The sequence below is a fragment of the Hymenobacter sp. FMD4 genome (genome assembly GCF_058932745.1).
Genome location: NZ_JBZYWH010000003.1, coordinates 192438 through 209314, shown reverse-complemented (window position 1 = coordinate 209314; position 16877 = coordinate 192438). Strand labels below are relative to the sequence as shown.

Below are 16877 nucleotides of genomic sequence, written 5' to 3'. Positions count from 1 at the left end.
GGGCAAAAGTAGCAAACCATAACGGTTGCGTGCTACTATATATTCTTTTTAGGTTCGGCAGAGGCCAATTCATTCCTGACAGAAATCTGAATCGCAATACTTTCGGCGCGGCGAAACTACCCGTGGCAGGCTCGTGTTGCACTAGCCCTAAAGGATGTAACGCGTGGCAGTTGGATTATTCACCCATCTTTGTGGGCGAGTTCAACGCCCGGCTGAGCTTTTTCGTTTCCTTTTTCCGCCACAGCTCCCTTAGCGCCGTACCACTACCCACCCCCTCCTATTAATATGGTCAAGAACCTCGTCATTGTGGAGTCCCCCGCCAAAGCCAAAACCATAGAAGGTTACTTGGGCAAGGACTTCATAGTGAAATCCAGCTTTGGTCACGTTCGCGACTTGCCCAAGGATAATAATGCCATTGATATTAAGAATGGCTTTAAGCCGACTTACGTCGTTTCGCCGGACAAGCGCGAGGTAATTGCGCAGCTGAAAAAGTTAGCGAAGGAAGCTGAAACTGTTTGGCTAGCCAGTGACGCCGACCGCGAGGGAGAAGCCATTTCTTGGCACCTGGCCGAAACGCTTGACCTTACTAATGATAAGACGCGGCGCATTGTATTCCGGGAGCTGACCAAGAATGCTATCCTGAATGCCATTGATTCTCCCCGCGAAATCGACCTGAACTTAGTAAATGCCCAGCAGGCCCGCCGCGTGCTCGACCGCCTTGTGGGCTTCGAGCTGTCGCCGGTGCTGTGGAAAAAGGTCAAAACCGGATTGTCGGCCGGACGGGTGCAGTCAGTGGCCGTGCGCTTGGTGGTGGAGCGTGAACGGGAGATACAGCAGTTTAAGAGCAGCAGCGCTTACCGAGTGGTGGCCCGCTTTGATGCTGGCAACGGCGCCGTGCTGGAGGCCGAGTTACCGCAACGTCTTAAAACCCGCGAAGAAGCGGAAGCTTTTCTCACGCGTTGCGTAGCGGCAGTTTACCGCATCGATAACCTTGAAAAGAAGCCCGGCAAGCGTAGCCCCGCGCCGCCCTTCACTACTTCTACGTTGCAACAAGAAGCCTCGCGCAAGCTGGGCTTCTCCGTAGCGCAGACGATGAGCGTGGCCCAGCGCCTGTACGAAGCTGGTAAGATCAGCTACATGCGTACCGACTCGGTAAACCTCTCGCAGGAAGCCCTGAACGGTGCGCAGGCTGAAATTACGCGCAGCTACGGCCCGGAGTACGCCAAAACGCGTCAGTTCAAAACCAAGTCAGCCTCGGCGCAGGAAGCCCACGAAGCTATTCGTCCGACTGACTTCGCGCTGGTGAAAGCCGGCTCCGACTCCACTGAGCAGCGCCTTTACGACCTCATCCGCAAGCGGGCTTTGGCCTCGCAGATGGCCGATGCAGAAATTGAGCGCACGGTAGCTACCATTGGTATCAGCACCCAGCCCGGCGTCACGCTCACAGCTACCGGCGAAGTAATTCAGTTCGAAGGCTTTTTGAAGGCTTACAGCGAGTCAAAAGACGACGAAGACGAAACCGATGGTGAATCGTCGTTTTCGCGTGGCTTGCCGCCCCTGAACGTAGGTCAGCAACTGCCGTTGCAGCGCCTGTCGGCTACGGAGCGCTACGCACAGCCGCCGGCACGCTACACTGAAGCTTCGCTTGTGAAAAAGCTGGAGGAAATGGGTATTGGTCGTCCCTCCACGTACGCGCCCACTATTAGCACTATTCAGAAGCGCGGCTACGTAGAGAAAGACACCCGCGAGGGCAAGGAACGTAAATTCCACGTGCTCACGCTGAATGGCGAGCAGGTGTCTACGGAGGTCAAAAGTGAAATCTTCGGAGCGGACCGCGCCAAGCTGTTCCCCACCGACACGGCCATGGTGGTCAACGACTTCCTGGTGGAGCACTTCCCACTCATCATCGACTTTTCTTTCACGGCTAAAGTGGAAGAAGAATTTGACCGCATTGCCGACGGCACCGAGCCGTGGGAACAGATGATTGCAGGTTTCTACGGCAACTTCCACGAAACTGTGGAGCGCGGTAAGGAAGTGGAACGGGCTGATGTAGGCACTTCACGCGAAGTAGGCCTTCACCCTGAAACCGGGGAGAAAATCTACGCCAAGCTGGGTCGCTTTGGTCCGTATGTGCAACTAGGCGAAGCCGACGAGGAGAAAACGAAAAAGCCGGCTTACGCCAACTTGCGCAAGGGCCAGTTCATCGAAACCCTCACGCTGGAAGAGGCGCTGGAGTTGTTCAAACTGCCGCGCATCGTGGGCCAGTACGAAGAAAAAGACATGACGGCCGCCATAGGCCGCTTCGGTCCTTACATCCGTCACGACAGCAAGTTTTACTCACTAGCCAAGGGCCAGGATCCGCATACCGTTACGGCCGAAGAAGCGGTGCAGATCATTCTGGACAAGCGCAAGCAGGAGGCCGAAAAGGTTATCCGCTCGTTTGAGCCGGAAGGCCGTGCCGATGTACAGGTGGTAAACGGCAAATACGGCCCGTACATCGTGTGCGGCGGCAAGAACGTAAAGATTCCGAAGGGCGAAGAGCCCGTGACCTTGACGCTCGAACGCTGCCTCGAACTGGCTGAGGCTACTCCCGATAAGCCTACCAAGGGCCGCTTCGGCGCCAAGAAGGCTGCCGCTGAGGCCCCAGTCAAAGCCAAAGCACCGGCTAAAAAGGCAGAGGGCGCCGCAAAGAAACCAGCGGCCAAAAAAGCGGCCGGTACTGCCAAGAAGACCACGAAGTAGCCTTCGCACTGGATAAAAAAAGCCCCGTCTGGCATGCCCGGCGGGGCTTTTTTATGCCTAAACTTGACGGCCCGATTCTACGGTTCTTTACACGCTGGGAGCGGTATTCATCGTTGTGAACCTATGAACTTAGTTGCCTTGCTGGCCAGCCTGCCAGTTACGCTGTTGCTTACGGCTAGCGGTACTGAATTATCAAACCCGGCTACCGGCCATACAAAGCCTGCTATTGCTGGGATTAAAGCCTTAGAGTCCAGCTCCAACCAATACAGCTGGCTAACCCGACCGTATGAGTCGCAGCAGTCTTTGGCTGCCCGCTTTGCCCCTCCTGCCGGTTGTCAGCGGGTCAGTGTAGCGCCCAATTCGTTTGGGCACTGGCTGCGCTACTTGCCCTTGCGCCCCATCGGTACGCCGGTCTACCTGCACAACGGCAAGCTCAAAAATCCGCAAAACGTGCACGCTGCGGTGCTAGATATCGATACGGGCATACGGGACTTGCAGCAGTGCGCCGATGCGGTCATGCGCCTGCGGGCCGAATATCAGTTCACGCAGAACTTCCGGCAGATTCATTTCCACCTCACCAGCGGCCACGATATCTGGTTTGGCGATTGGGTGGAGGGCCGAGGCTTCCGGGTGCAAGGCGACGACGTGCTGGAAGCCGCCCGCACCCCGGAGCCGCCAACGCACCCGGCCCTACGGCGCTATTTGGATCAGATATTCACGTACGCCGGGTCCCTGTCCTTGAGTCGGGAACTACGCCCCGTGGCTTTCCGGGAAGTGCAGCCCGGCGACGTATTCATCAAAGGAGGCTCGCCCGGGCACGCCGTAATGGTATTGGATGTGGCGCTGAACCCAAGCACAGGTTCTCGGTACGCGTTGCTGGCCCAGAGCTACATGCCAGCGCAGGACATGCATGTGCTAAAAAATAAACCCAGCTCTGGATTGGGCGCCTGGTTTTTAATCAAGCCCAATACCGGGTGGCTGGAAACACCGGAGTGGGATTTCAGCGCCGATCAACTCAAACGTTGGCAGTAGCGTAGCGGGGCAACAGAGTCCGACAGGAATCTGTTGCAGTAGCTTCAATTGGCTTTCATCCTTTCTCGCGTTTACTATTCTTTATGAGCCGTAAGAAGATAGTTGTATTGACCGGGGCGGGCATCTCCGCGGAAAGCGGCCTGGCCACCTTTCGCGCTTCCGATGGCCTGTGGGAAAATCACCGCGTGGAAGACGTTGCTTCGCCGGAGGGCTGGGCCAAAAACCCCGAGCTGGTGCTGGAGTTTTATAATCAACGCCGCTCCGCCGCCCGCCGCGCTCAGCCTAATTCTGGCCACCGGGGCTTAGTGGACCTAGAGCAAGATTACGAGGTCGTCATCGTGACCCAGAACGTAGACGATTTGCACGAGCGAGCAGGCTCCTCGCACGTAATTCACTTGCATGGCAAGCTGATGGAAGCGCGCAGCACGCGCTATGAGCAGCTGATTTATTCAATCGAAGGTGACCGAATCGAGTTGGGGCAAACCTGTGAACGGGGCCACCAGCTCCGGCCCAACATCGTCTGGTTTGGCGAAGCAGTGCCACTTATGGAGCGCGCCATGGAAGAAGCAGCCACTGCTGATATTATGCTGGTGGTGGGCACCTCGCTGCAGGTGTACCCGGCAGCGAGCCTGATTCACTACCTGCCCACCAACCGGCCGCTTTACGTTATCGACCCCAGCCAGCCGCCCGTGACACGGCGTGGCAATGTGCACTTCATTGCAGAACCCGCTACGACGGGCGTCCCACGGGTGGTACAAGAGCTCCTCTCAAATATTTCTGAGCAAAGCTGAAGGGTCCAAACAGAGCATTCTACCAACGAATAAAGCATTCGAAAACGCGGCTGAAATTCTACTGATGTAGCCACATACGTAGTTTTCGCGTAGGTAACAGCTAGTGCCTGCCGGTCAAGGGCTGTCGGGCGCGGGTTGCCAATTCCTACACCTTTGCCCATGCGTTATTTGTACCGTTGGATTCTGACGGGCAGTTTGCTGCTGAATATGTCTTTGCCTGGCCAGTCCCAATCGGGGCCGGCGGCTCACCGCGTTTATTTACTCGGCAACACGGCCGGCCCGCTCCCAGAAGCCCGGCTGCGCACGTTGCGCCGCACCCTGGAGCAAGAAACCGGCCCGTTCACGGTTGTACATCTCGGTGACATTGTGGGCAACAAGGGCCTGTTGGAAAAAAAAGATACCACCCGCGCGGCGCTGGAAGCCCGAGCCGATGCCCTGATCGGATTGGTCAAGGGCCTGCCCAACGGCCGCATTTATTTCATTCCGGGCGATAAAGACTGGGACAACTCCGGTCCGGCCGGCCAAAAGAGCGTCCGTCGCCTCGAAAGTTATATCGAAAAACAGTTGGGAGGACAGGATGCCTTCATTCCCAGCAACAGCTGCCCCGGCCCTGAAATCGTGGATGTGGCCCCACTGGTGCGGCTGGTGGCACTGAACACGCCGTGGTGGTCGCACCCGTTCGACCGTCCCGAAGCCCCTGATACCGATTGCAAAACCATGTCGGCGGAAGAGTTTCGGGAGCAGCTGCAGGATGTGCTGGAAAAGACGAAGGGCCGCAACGTACTGCTGGTGGGTCATCAGCCTGTGGTCAGCAACGGCACCTATGGAGGCTTTCAACCACTAAAGCGTCACCTTTCACCCCCCATTTTCGGGACCATTTACGCCGCTTACCGGCAGAATGTGGGTACGCCGCGCGACCAAGCGTCACCTGGCTACTCGGCTTTCAACCAAGAGTTGCGCGGCACCTTGAAGGAGCATCCGAATGCCTTGTACGTGGCGGCGCACGATTACAGCCTGCAGCTGACGCCGTTCGAAGGCAGCTACCACATTGTATCGGGCAGCTTTGCGCGCACTGAGCCGGTGGGCAACAACGCCCAATCTCTCTACAACAAAGCCGAACCGGGCTTTACACGGCTTGATTACTTCGCCGACGGTACGGTAAAAGCCACCATGCTGACTTTCGAAGGAACTGATGCCGCCACTACCAAGGAGGCTTTCAGCGCCACCTTGTTTCAGTCGGCTTGCCTGCCCGATAATCCGCAGGTGCCCACCAACAGCTTCATTCCCGAATGCCCCGGCGCACCGCGCACTACGGATATCAAACCGGCGGCCAATCAGGGCCCGACCGTGACCGTGGCACCGGGGCCGCAGTACGAGGCCAAAGGCATGCAGCGGGCGATTATCGGCCCCTTGTACCGCAGTTCTTGGACGCAACTCGTGCAGGTGCCGGTGCTAGACATGGCCAGTACCAAAGGCGGACTTCGGCCGTACAAGCGCGGCGGCGGCCGCCAGACGACTTCATTGAAGATGATTGCGGCCGACAGCTCCGAGTACACGTTCCGCTCCGTCGATAAAGACGTGACGCGCATCCTACCGCCCGAACTGCGCAATTCCATAGCTGCCAACATTCTGCGCGACATCACGCCCACGGCCCACCCCTATTCTGCCTTGGTCATCTCGCCGCTGCTCGACCGCACAGATATTCTGCACGCCCGGCCCAAGCTATACGTGCTGCCCGACAATCAGCAGCTTGGCCCGTTCCGCGAGGAATACGCCGGCTTGCTGGGTACGCTGGAAGACGACCCCTGGGACCCGAAACCCAATTTGCCCGGCTTCGCGGGAGCCGACAATGTTCGCCGGTCGTTCAGCATGTTTCGGCAGCTCTACAAAGACCACGACACCCGCGTAGATGCGTTACAGTTGGGTAAGGCACGAGCCTTTGACATGCTGATTGCCGATTTCGGCAAGCACGAAGACAACTGGAAATGGGCCGAGTTTAAGGACGGCAAGACCCGGACCTTTCAACCCATTCCGCGCGACCGGGACCAGGCCTTTACACTTTGGAATGGAGCCCTTACTTGGCTAGCCAACCGCGAATGGGCCGTGCCCAGCATCGAGGATTTCGGCGAGCAGATTCGCGACTTGGAAAGCCTGAACTGGCCGGCCCGCCACTTGGACCGAGCCTTGCTGCAGCCGCTAAACCGCGAGGACTGGCGACGCATCGGGCAGTACCTGCAACAGCGCATCACGCCTGCCGCCATCGACTCAGCCACGGCCCAGCTGCCCCAGGAAATCCAGAACCTCTCTGGTCAGGATATTAACCGCAAGCTCAAAAGCCGCATTCAGCTGCTGCCCAAAGCCTTGGATGAATACTACCTGATGTTGGCCCGCGACGTGGATGTGGTGGGCTCCAACAAAGCCGAGCATTTTGAAGTGACACGCCTGCCCGATGGCAACGTGCGCGTACAAGTCAGCAAGAAGGACAAAGACGAAGGCGGCGCCCGTGGCGAACCGTTTTTTGACCGCACCTTCGTGCGCGGTGAAACCCGCGAAATTCGCCTTTACGGCCTCGATGGCAAAGATGAATTTCGCGTAACCGGCACCGGCCCGCGCAGCATTCGGGTACGCATCATCGGTGGCGAAGGGGCCGACCAGATTACCGACGACTCCCGCGGGGGCCGTACCCTGGTGTACGACGTGCCCAAAACCGAGCTGCAGCCCGGCCCCGCCACAGCCGACCGCCGCTCCTTGCGCTTAGGCATCAATCGTTACGACCGCGAAGCTTTTGAGTACGACGGTTACGCGCCGCGGGGCGGCATTTTGTACAACCGTAACGACCGATTTGGGGTAGCGGCCGGCTTCGACTGGGTTAAGCAGGGCTTTCGCAAGCCCGATTACCGGGTGCGCTATGGCATTGATGCGCAGGTCACTACAGCCGGCAACCGGCAGCTCACAGGCAACGTGCGCTGGCGTTACCTGATCGGGAAGTGGGATTTTGGCGCCCGCGCCACCTACGGTAACTTCTTCCCTTTTTACAACTTCTTCGGGCTCGGCAACAACACCGCTAAGGACGAGAACTTGTTCGACAACAACTACTACCGGGCGCGGTACCGCGGCTACGAAACCGAAGCGTTTTTCGAGCGCGCCTTCCGCCAGAAAAGCTTGTTCCGCATCGGGCCGCTGTACGAGGAATATGAAAGCAGCTTCGACCGGAACAGCTACCTCGGCGACCTGACCGCTGCCGAAACACCCGCGCCTACCGACCCCATTCCCAACACCAGTTATCAGCGCCTGCTGGGCGGCCGCGCCGTGCTCGATCTGGACTTTCGCGACCGGAAACTCTTCGCCCGTAAGGGCGTGCGCCTGTACGGGGAACATACCACGTGGCAGCAGATCAACCAGGGTCGCAACCGCTTCGGGCTCACGGCGGGCTTTGCTGAGTATTACGGCTCCACGCGACTAGGCATTCCCGTAACGCTGGTGGTGAAGGGCGGCGGCGCCAAAAACTACGGCGACACCGATGATATTCCCTTCTACAAATTTACCCAGGTGGGCCTGCGCCAGAACTTGCGCGGCTACGTACGCAACCGCTTCACCGGCGACGCTTCTTTGTACCTGAACTCGGAGTTGCGCTTGTCGCTCGGTTACGTGCAGAACTCGTTCCTGCCTTTTTACTACGGCGTGTTTGGGCTCTACGACCAAGGCCGCGTGTACTTCCGAGGCGACTCGCCGGGTGGCTGGCGGCGCGGTTACGGCGGCGGGTTCTATATTTCGCCAGTGTACGAGACGCTGGCATTATCTGTCTCCTTGCAAAGCTCCGCCGAAGAAAAGCTGCTGATGCAGTTTGGCCTCGGCTTCCGCATCGATCAGTAATTTGTAGGCATGCCGAATACCAGGAAGGCCGCGTTTTGCCTGGCTTTCTATCTTTGTGCCTTCCTCCTTACCTGTTTTTGCTCCAATGGAATATCCCCTGCTCAAATTGGCCGCTATTGATATCGGCTCCAACGCCGTTCGTTGTCAGATTTCAGCAGTGCTAGAGTTTGGGGGATCCTACCGCCTGAAGCGCGTGGAATACGTGCGCTACCCGCTCCGCCTCGGCGAAGACGTGTTTGCCACCGGACACATTTCCCCGGCCAAGGAAGAGAAGTTCGTGAAATTTCTGCACGCGCTGAAGCTGCTTATGGAAGTGCACGACGTAAGTCACTTCCTGATTTGCGCTACCTCGGCCATGCGCTCAGCCCAAAACGGGCAGGCCATTGCCGACCGTATGCAGCGCGAACTGGGCATCAAAGTGCAAATCATCGACGGGCAAGACGAAGCGGCGTACGTGAATCGGGTGATTATGCAGCTGCTGGAAGACAAGCGCCATTACCTACACATCGACGTGGGTGGCGGCAGCACCGAGTATAATCTGTACTCCGAGCGCCGTAAGGTGGCTTCGCAGTCGTTTGAGGTCGGTTCTATTCGCCGCCTGCAGCAAGATGGCCAGCCCGCCAATGCCATGCAGGACATGTGGCAGCGCATGGAGCAGTGGGTAAGAGAAAACGCGCGGCGCTACCACGTCACCCGTGCCATTGGCACCGGCGGCAACATCAACAAAATTTACTCGCTAGCCCAACTGCCCGCCGATCAGGCCATCACCCGCCGCCAAATCAGTGACATCCTCACCCGGTTGGGCAAGCTCAGCATGGACGAGCGCGTAAACCTGCTAATGCTTAACCCCGACCGTGCCGACGTCATCGTGCCCGCAGGCCACATCTACCTGTCGGCCATGGAATGGTCGGGCGCCAAAGACATGCTTGTGCCAGATATAGGCCTGAAAGACGGCATGCTGCAGGCGCTGTTCGAAGATCATTTTGAAGAAATCCGGCCTGCCTCCGATCATTCGAAGACCATGCCCGTGCCTTTGATTCAGAAAAGCATGGAAGGCTAAGTAAGCACCGCGCCCCGAGCAGCTAGCTGCTCGGGGCGCGGTGTTTTTACGGGCGTCATGCTTAATTGGGGCTTACCGCTCTTCCGGCACCACGGGCGGCACCGGACCGGGCTCTAAGGGACCAGGCGGCGTATGCACGAACTCGGCTTCGGTTACAGGCTCCCCGTTTTCGTTTTCTTCTTCGGGCAGCAAGATGTCTTCGCCTGCAATCAATCCGTCCTCCGACGGGGCAATCGGCTCGCCTTCGGGCGCCACCACCGGCGGTACGGCAGCTAGGTACTCCTCGTATAGAGACGCGGCAGGTACCAAGCCATACTGCTTGTGGTAGAACTCCTTGTGTACATTGAACAACACCTCATCCGGCAACGGAATGCGCTTGATGTAAGCACCATCTTCGCGCATGTGGTAGGTGTTGTAGTTGTCCTTTAGGTTGAAGTACAGAATATTGATGGCCTCGCGCTGCAGCTGCGGATTCACGATGAGGAACAATGCCTCGATGCGGCGGTCAAAAGAACGTACCATCACATCGGCCGACCCGGAATATACCTTGGGCTGCCCCGCGTGGTGGAAGTAGAACAAGCGCGTATGCTCCAGGTATTCGCCTACCAAGCTGCGCACTTCGATGTTGTCGCTCAGGCCGGGGCGGCCGGGCCGCAGGCAGCAGATGCCGCGCACGATCAGGCGAATGGGCACACCGGCCTTGGAGGCCTTGTACAGCTCGTCGATGATTTCGCGGTCTTCCAGCGAGTTCATCTTCATCACGATGCCGCTGGGCACGCCGCGCTTGGCGTTGCGGGCCTCGTCACGAATAAGCTGCACCAGTTGCTGGCGCATGTCCTTGGGCGCCGTGATAAGGTACTGGTAGTCGTCGGGCTGGGAGTGGCCGGTAATTACGTTGAAGAACTCCGACACGTCGTGGCCATACACATCGTTGGTCGTGAGCAGGCTCACGTCGGTGTAGAACCGCGACGTCTGCTCGTTGTAGTTCCCGGAGCCGATGTGCACGTAGCGCGTCACCTTCTCCCCTTCCTTGCGGATGATCATGGCCATCTTGGTGTGCGTCTTGTACTTGCTCACCCCATAGATGACAAAGCAGCCCGCTTTTTCCAGCTTGGCACCCTCCCGGATGTTGCGTTCCTCATCAAAGCGGGCCTTCACCTCGAACAGCACCGATACGTGCTTGCCGTTCTCTGCCGCTTTCAGCAACGCGGCCGATACGCGCGAATCGTCGGCGAGGCGGTAGATGGTCTGCTTGATACCCAGCACATGCGGATCGACGGCGGCCTGCTCCAGCAGCTTCACCACCGGGTCGATGGAGTTGTACGGGTGATGCATCAGCACGTCGTGGTGCTTCAGGTACTCAAACAGATTTTCATCGGCCCCGGATGGCAAGCTGAGCGGGGCTACCGGTGAGGGTTGCTTAGACAGCTTGTCGCGGAAGCTTGGGTGCCGCACAATCTGGTTGACTCCGCGCAAGTCAATTAGAGCGTTGATAACGAACACGTTTCCGTTGTCGATCTGCCACCGCTCCTTCAGCACCTGCATCAGGAAGTTCGATGCGTCGGGTTCCACCTCCAAGCGCACCACGCGGCCACGCTTGCGTGTCTTGAGGCCCTGCTGAATTTCCTGAATGAAGTCGACGTCAATGTCATCGGACTCTTCCAGGGTGAAGTCGCCGTTGCGGGTGATGCGAAACAGCGTTGCCGACACGATATCCACGTTGCGGAACAGCTTATCGAGATTGGCCCGCACGATTTCCTCAATCGGCACAAAAATGACCCTATCCTTGCGCGTGAGCTCAAAAAAGCGCGCCAGGTTGGCCGGAATCTGCACGAAGGTGAGCCGCTCCTGCCCCTCATCGGGCCCGGCCCCGCTCATGCGCGTCACCACCCCGAAGATGAGCAGCTGGTTCATCATCAGCGGAAAGCCGTGGTACGAATCGTACACCATCGGCGTGAGCAACGGGAAGACGGTATTCTTGAAGTATCCGTCGGCCTTCTTCTGCTCTACCTCTGTCAGCTCTTCCACCCGCAGGATATCAAATCCGGTGCGGGCAAACAGTGGCCGCAGTTCCTGGGTGTAGGTTTGGGACTGATCGTGCACGAAGCGGTGCGCAAAGTCCAGCAGCTTGCGCCGGAACGGCAGCTCGCGCAGACCGGAATAGTCGACGCGCATTTTACCGTAGTCGAGATAATTATAAAGCGAACCGACGCGAATCATGAAGAACTCGTCGAGGTTGGAAGCCGTGATGCCTAGGAAACGCATCCGATCCAGTACCGAGCGAGCTGGGTCGCGGGCTTGGTCGAGCACGCGGTAATTAAAGCGCAACCAGCTGAGGTCGCGGCTGATGTATTTGCTTTTCCGGATGAGGTCCGATGACTTAAACAGTTTCATAGAGGCGCTAATGCTACCTGGGTATTCGGGTGGTGGTACTTGGGGTTGCGCAGATTTACGAAATAATGGCCGTGGCTTCAATTTCTACCAATAGTCTTGGATCAATTAATGCCTTTACCTCGACCATCGTGCTGGCCGGCCGAATGCGACCAAACACCTCGCCGTGTGCCCGCCCCACTGCTGCCCATTGACGGATATCGGTTACGAAGATGCGCGTACGCACCACCTGCTCCAGCGAGGCTCCCGCTTCTTCCAACGCCACCGCAATCTTATCCAATATGCGCCGTGTTTGCGAGTATTCATCAGAGCCCGTAACCGAATCTCCGTCCTGAGCAGTAGTACCGGCCACTTCCACTGTATTACCCACGCGTACGGCGCGAGAATAGCCCACGGGGCCTTCCCAAGGTGAACCGGAGGAGATAAGTTGTCGCATGTGGCAAGGGTTTGGTCAGAACGTCCTGTTGAACTTGTCGAGGCATCTCACGTGCTGCCCCGAATCGAATAGCAAATCCTCAATCAGAGCTTTGCCGCTGCATATCAACAGGTATCGTATCCGGTTTAGGTTGGACACGATACTAGTACTTGTTCGGCATGCCCAATAAAAAAGCCCGCACGAGGCGGGCTTTTTTATTTTCGGACTTACACGTCCAGTTTCGCATACTTCGCGTTTCGCTCGATAAACTCGCGGCGTGGTGCCACTTCATCGCCCATCAGCATGGAGAACAAGTGGTCGGCTTCGGCCGCTGATTCCACTGTTACCTGCTTTAGCGAACGGGTTTCCGGTTGCATGGTGGTGCTCCAGAGCTGCTCGGCGTTCATTTCGCCCAAACCTTTGTAGCGCTGCACGTTCACCGACTCCGGACGGCCTTTGCCCAGTTCCTCCTGGGCGGCCATGCGCTCTTGCTCGGTCCAGCAGTAACGCTCCTCTTTGCCGCGCTTCACGAGGTAAAGCGGAGGCAGGGCAATGTAGATGTAGCCCTTGTCGACCAAGTCCCGCATGTAGCGGAAGAAGAACGTGAGGATGAGCGTACGAATGTGCGAGCCGTCAATATCAGCGTCGGTCATGATGATGACCTTGTGGTAGCGCAGCTTGTCCAGGTTCATGGCGCGGGTCTCGTTGCCGTCATCATCAGCGGTTTTCTCGCCGAAGGTGACGCCGAGCGCCGTAATCATGTTCCGGATTTCCTCGTTCTCGTAGATGCGGTGCTCCTGCGCCTTCTCCACGTTCATGATTTTACCGCGCAGCGGCAGAATGGCTTGGAACATGCGGTTGCGGCCCTGTTTGGCGGTACCGCCGGCCGAGTCACCTTCTACCAGGTACAGTTCGCAGATTTCGGGGTTCGATTCCGAGCAGTCGGCTAGCTTGCCGGGCAGGGAGTTAGAGCCGAGCACGGTTTTGCGCTGCACCATCTCGCGGGCTTTCTTGGCCGCGATACGAGCCTTGGCCGCCAGAATCACCTTCTCTACGATGATGCGGGCTTCCTTAGGGTTTTCCTCCAAGTACTGGTTCAGGATTTCACCCACCACTTGGTTCACAGCGCCGCTCACGTCGCTGTTGCCCAGCTTGGTTTTGGTCTGGCCTTCGAACTGCGGCTCCTGCACCTTCACCGAAATCACGGCGGTGAGGCCTTCGCGGAAGTCATCGCCCTGAATCTCCACCTTCGCCTTCTCCAGCATCCCCGACTTATCGGCGTAAGCTTTCAGCGTGCGCGTCAAGGCCGAACGGAAGCCAGCCACGTGCGTGCCACCTTCGTGGGTGTTGATGTTGTTGACGTAGGAAAAGATGTGCTCCTGGTACGAGTCATTGTACTGCAGAGCTACTTCTACGGGCGTGCCGCCCCGCTCGCTCACCACGTGAATGGGGCGCGGCATCAGCACGTTCCGCTCGCCGTCGATGTACTGTACGAACTCAGCCAGACCACCTTCCGAGAAGAAGGTTTCGCCGCGGGCCACGCCGTTGTCGTCCTTCTCCCGCAGATCCATCAAGTTGATGCGAATGCCCTTGTTCAGGTACGCCAACTCACGCAAACGCGTAGCAATGGTCTCGTAGCGGTATACTGTCTCGGTGAAGATGGAGTCATCGGGCCAGAATTCTACTTGCGTACCGCTCTGCTCCGTATCGCCGATCTGCTTCACCGGGTACATGGGCGCACCACGCTCATACTCTTGCTGATATACGTGGCCGTTTTTGTAAACGGTTACACGCAGCAGGTTGCTCAGCGCGTTTACGCAGCTCACACCTACGCCGTGCAGGCCACCGGACACCTTGTAGCTGTCCTTATCAAATTTACCCCCGGCGTGGAGCACGGTCATTACAACCTCCAGCGCCGAGCGGCCTTCTTTCTGGTGAAAATCCACCGGGATGCCGCGCCCGTTGTCGCGCACCGTGATGGAGTTGTCTTCGTTGATGGTTACGTCAATCGTGTCGCAGTATCCAGCCAGCGCTTCGTCGATGGAATTGTCGACTACTTCCCACACCAAGTGGTGCAAGCCCTTGATACCGATGTCGCCGATATACATGGCCGGGCGCTTGCGCACGGCTTCAAGCCCTTCCAGTACCTGGATACTATCAGCCGAGTATGCGGCGGGGGCTTTTTTCTCTTGAATTTCGCTCATGTGCGGCGGTTAAAGTTCAGCTCCTGTATAACACGCGAAGATACCGAAACATCCCTTTTTTGCTAGGTTTTGCGGGGTTATTCGTATTACAAGACCCGATTAAAATCGCATTCCTAAAGCAGTAATAGCTGAAGCTTTCAGTGACTTGCTTCACAATAGTCCTCAGGCGCGCCTGAGTCCTGATAACTCAGCGCCCGAAGCATTCTTCTCCAATAGATATGACTACTTAAACTCAAGTAACAAAGAACAAAAAAGAAGCAGCCGCTACTCGAATCGAGTAGCGGCTGCTTCTACTAGTGATTCAGCAGATTACTGGATTACTAATTTCTTGCTTACGGCACCCTGCTCCGTCTCAAGTTGCAGAGTGTACATACCTGCTTTGTGCTTGCTCAGGTCTACCAGCACGTCTTGCGAGGTGGCACCGGTAGCACGCAGCGTAGTGGTGTACACCTCGCGGCCCAGCGCATCGGTAACGCTCAGACGGCGCGGGTTAGAGTTGTTGGCAGCCACGTTCAATTTGAACACGCCGTCGTTGCTCGGGTTCGGGAATACTTGCACGGAAGCCTGCAACGCAGCGCTAGCGCGGTTGGAAGTCAGCACACGGTTCAGTTTGAACATTCCACCCGTGCTAGCGCCCGTAGACGGACCCGTGTAGCCACCGGTGTACCCGATGGAGGGGCTGAGCATGTCTACTTCAAACTGAATCTTACCGGTTTCCAGATCAGTCCACGTCAAGCCCCCGTCGCGCGAGATGGAGCTACCGTAATCAGCAATGCTGGCGGGTTGTAATACTGCCTGACCTACGCTAATGTAGGTATTGGGCAAACCAGGTATTACATCCAGACCCGAAGGACGGAAGTTACCGCTGTAGGCTACAAGGGAGTTGGTTGTACCACCGTTGGTAGTAGCAATTACGTCAAAGCCACTCGACATTACGCCGCGTTGCGCATCGGTAAAGGCAATATAGCTGATGGCATCAACGAGGTCAGAGGCAGCAGCAGTCCAAGTCAGGCCGCGGTCGGTCGATTTGAACAAACGAGCACCGCTGCCGCTGTCGCTGTAGCCACCCAGCCAAATGGTGTTGCCCATCACAAAGTAAGCTCCTGCATTACCATATTCATCAACCGCCAAGGCGGTGGGAGCATTGTTATTGCGCGTCCAAGTAGTGCCGCCATCGGTGGTGGTGTAGAACTCAAAGCGGGCACCTACTGCGGGGGGGTTCGGGTCACCCCAAGCCACACCGTTGTTGGCATCGAAGAAGTGAACACCGTTGGCGAATGCTGCAGCACCGCTGAACTGAGCCGTGGGCTGACGCGTCCAAGAAGTACCGCCATTGGTGGTCTTATAGATACCACCAGCACCCGACGTAGCTGCTGCAGGTGTAGTCGGGAAAACCGCAATCCAAGCTGTGTTGGCATCAATAGCCGATATATTGGCTACTCCCATCCCTGCTGGTAAGGCCGGAATAGCACCACCAGTCCAAGTGTTGCCGCCGTCAATCGAGCGGGCGTAGCTGCGGGTTTGAGCACCAGTTACATTTTCCCGCGTCAGTACCCATACAGTTGCGGCATTAACAGCCTGAACTTTCTCTACAGTGTAGTTGGCAGGAACGACGGATGCACCGAAGTTCTGGGCTACCCAAAATGGATTAGCAGTTTGAGCGAAGGCCGGCGCGGAAAAAAGCGCTGCGCAAGCCAATGAAAGTAGAGTTTTTTTCATGGGTGTTAACAAAGGGGGTGGTTTGAAAAGAAAGTCGACTGTAAGTGTTTTTACCAAAACACAACACCAGTGGAATCAGGGCCAATGTACAAAAAGAATTTATTGATAAAACACCTTCCCCTCGACTGTCAAATGCTTACTCACCCGCGTTTTGTCTCGCATCATCACCAGCTTAAAGTCTGTTTCAGACAACCCCCATAACACACTTGCCACAACCTCAGCTGTATAGCAGCAAATATTCTTACTCAGCATCGCCTCATTTGCACCTGCCGGATGCTTGATGGGGATTGTAGCTTCCTCAAGCCGACTTCTCTCAAGCGGCTTGAGCTTATCTCACCTCGTTGGCATTGCTTGGCATCAAAGCCCCGTAAGCACTGAAAGCAAATCAGCCACTTGGTCTTGAGACCAAGTGGCTGGAATACTGAAGCACCCCCGGCACGATTCGAACGTGCGACCGTCTGCTTAGAAGGCAGATGCTCTATCCAGCTGAGCTACGGGAGCGGAAGAAGGCAATACAAATAAGCCTTAATCAAATTTACACTTGCAATGTACTTCGCAAGTCAAGTGTAGGTTGTTTCTAACAATTAGGAACTAGGCCTAATACATCGAAAGCCGCCCACCCCACTAGGCGGGCAGACGGCTTTCAATGG

At 56.9% G+C, this 16877-nt stretch carries 9 protein-coding genes and 1 tRNA gene; 5 read left to right on the top strand and 5 right to left on the bottom strand.

Annotated elements, in window-relative coordinates:
- Positions 1 to 285 precede the first annotated feature (285 nt).
- The 5 genes from topA to AC5FXY_RS04725 all read left to right on the top strand — a co-directional run bounded on the left by topA (position 286) and on the right by AC5FXY_RS04725 (position 9498).
- Entirely contained in the window at positions 286 to 2742 is a 2457-nt protein-coding gene (gene topA, locus AC5FXY_RS04745; protein ID WP_493555489.1) for a type I DNA topoisomerase, read from the top strand.
- Between the two features lie 123 nt (positions 2743 to 2865).
- The gene (locus AC5FXY_RS04740; RefSeq protein ID WP_493555488.1) at positions 2866 to 3774 is read left to right on the top strand and encodes a DUF4846 domain-containing protein; all 909 of its coding nucleotides are present in this window, start codon (positions 2866 to 2868) and stop codon (positions 3772 to 3774) included.
- 83 nt (positions 3775 to 3857) lie between these two features.
- Positions 3858 to 4565: an SIR2 family NAD-dependent protein deacylase gene (locus AC5FXY_RS04735; RefSeq protein WP_493555487.1), complete on the top strand. Its 708-nt coding sequence runs from the start codon at positions 3858 to 3860 to the stop codon at positions 4563 to 4565.
- Between the two features lie 159 nt (positions 4566 to 4724).
- Positions 4725 to 8438, top strand: coding sequence for a hypothetical protein (locus AC5FXY_RS04730; protein ID WP_493555486.1), 3714 nt, complete (start codon positions 4725 to 4727; stop codon positions 8436 to 8438).
- Positions 8439 to 8523: 85 nt separating this feature from the next.
- Complete coding sequence (locus tag AC5FXY_RS04725) at positions 8524 to 9498, top strand: Ppx/GppA phosphatase family protein (protein ID WP_493555485.1); 975 nt, start codon at positions 8524 to 8526, stop codon at positions 9496 to 9498.
- A 72-nt stretch (positions 9499 to 9570) separates the two neighbouring features.
- Here the strand turns inward: AC5FXY_RS04725 and ppk1 are convergent, their stop codons facing one another.
- The 5 genes from ppk1 to AC5FXY_RS04700 form a co-directional block, all read right to left on the bottom strand.
- A complete protein-coding gene (gene ppk1 / locus AC5FXY_RS04720) occupies positions 9571 to 11892 on the bottom strand; it encodes a polyphosphate kinase 1 (protein ID WP_493555484.1) in 2322 nt (773 codons plus the stop codon).
- A gap of 55 nt (positions 11893 to 11947) precedes the next feature.
- A complete protein-coding gene (locus tag AC5FXY_RS04715) occupies positions 11948 to 12325 on the bottom strand; it encodes a RidA family protein (protein WP_493555483.1) in 378 nt (125 codons plus the stop codon).
- A 206-nt stretch (positions 12326 to 12531) separates the two neighbouring features.
- The gene (gene gyrB / locus AC5FXY_RS04710; RefSeq protein WP_493555482.1) at positions 12532 to 14508 is read right to left on the bottom strand and encodes a DNA topoisomerase (ATP-hydrolyzing) subunit B; all 1977 of its coding nucleotides are present in this window, start codon (positions 14506 to 14508) and stop codon (positions 12532 to 12534) included.
- A gap of 309 nt (positions 14509 to 14817) precedes the next feature.
- Positions 14818 to 16227 (bottom strand): T9SS type A sorting domain-containing protein, encoded by a 1410-nt coding sequence (locus AC5FXY_RS04705; RefSeq protein WP_493555481.1) that lies wholly within the window; start codon positions 16225 to 16227, stop codon positions 14818 to 14820.
- 427 nt (positions 16228 to 16654) lie between these two features.
- Positions 16655 to 16728: transfer RNA gene (locus AC5FXY_RS04700), tRNA-Arg, on the bottom strand.
- Between the last annotated feature and the right edge of the window lie 149 nt (positions 16729 to 16877).

Bases quoted from the DNA above. Each gene is read 5' to 3' on its own strand.
- AC5FXY_RS04730 (WP_493555486.1), top strand. From the start codon at position 4,725: ATGCGTTATTTGTACCGTTGGATTCTGACGGGCAGTTTGCTGCTGAAT.
- AC5FXY_RS04705 (WP_493555481.1), bottom strand. From the start codon at position 16,227: ATGAAAAAAACTCTACTTTCATTGGCTTGCGCAGCGCTTTTTTCCGCG.
- AC5FXY_RS04735 (WP_493555487.1), top strand. From the start codon at position 3,858: ATGAGCCGTAAGAAGATAGTTGTATTGACCGGGGCGGGCATCTCCGCG.
- AC5FXY_RS04725 (WP_493555485.1), top strand. From the start codon at position 8,524: ATGGAATATCCCCTGCTCAAATTGGCCGCTATTGATATCGGCTCCAAC.
- ppk1 (WP_493555484.1), bottom strand. From the start codon at position 11,892: ATGAAACTGTTTAAGTCATCGGACCTCATCCGGAAAAGCAAATACATC.
- AC5FXY_RS04715 (WP_493555483.1), bottom strand. From the start codon at position 12,325: ATGCGACAACTTATCTCCTCCGGTTCACCTTGGGAAGGCCCCGTGGGC.
- AC5FXY_RS04740 (WP_493555488.1), top strand. From the start codon at position 2,866: ATGAACTTAGTTGCCTTGCTGGCCAGCCTGCCAGTTACGCTGTTGCTT.
- topA (WP_493555489.1), top strand. From the start codon at position 286: ATGGTCAAGAACCTCGTCATTGTGGAGTCCCCCGCCAAAGCCAAAACC.
- gyrB (WP_493555482.1), bottom strand. From the start codon at position 14,508: ATGAGCGAAATTCAAGAGAAAAAAGCCCCCGCCGCATACTCGGCTGAT.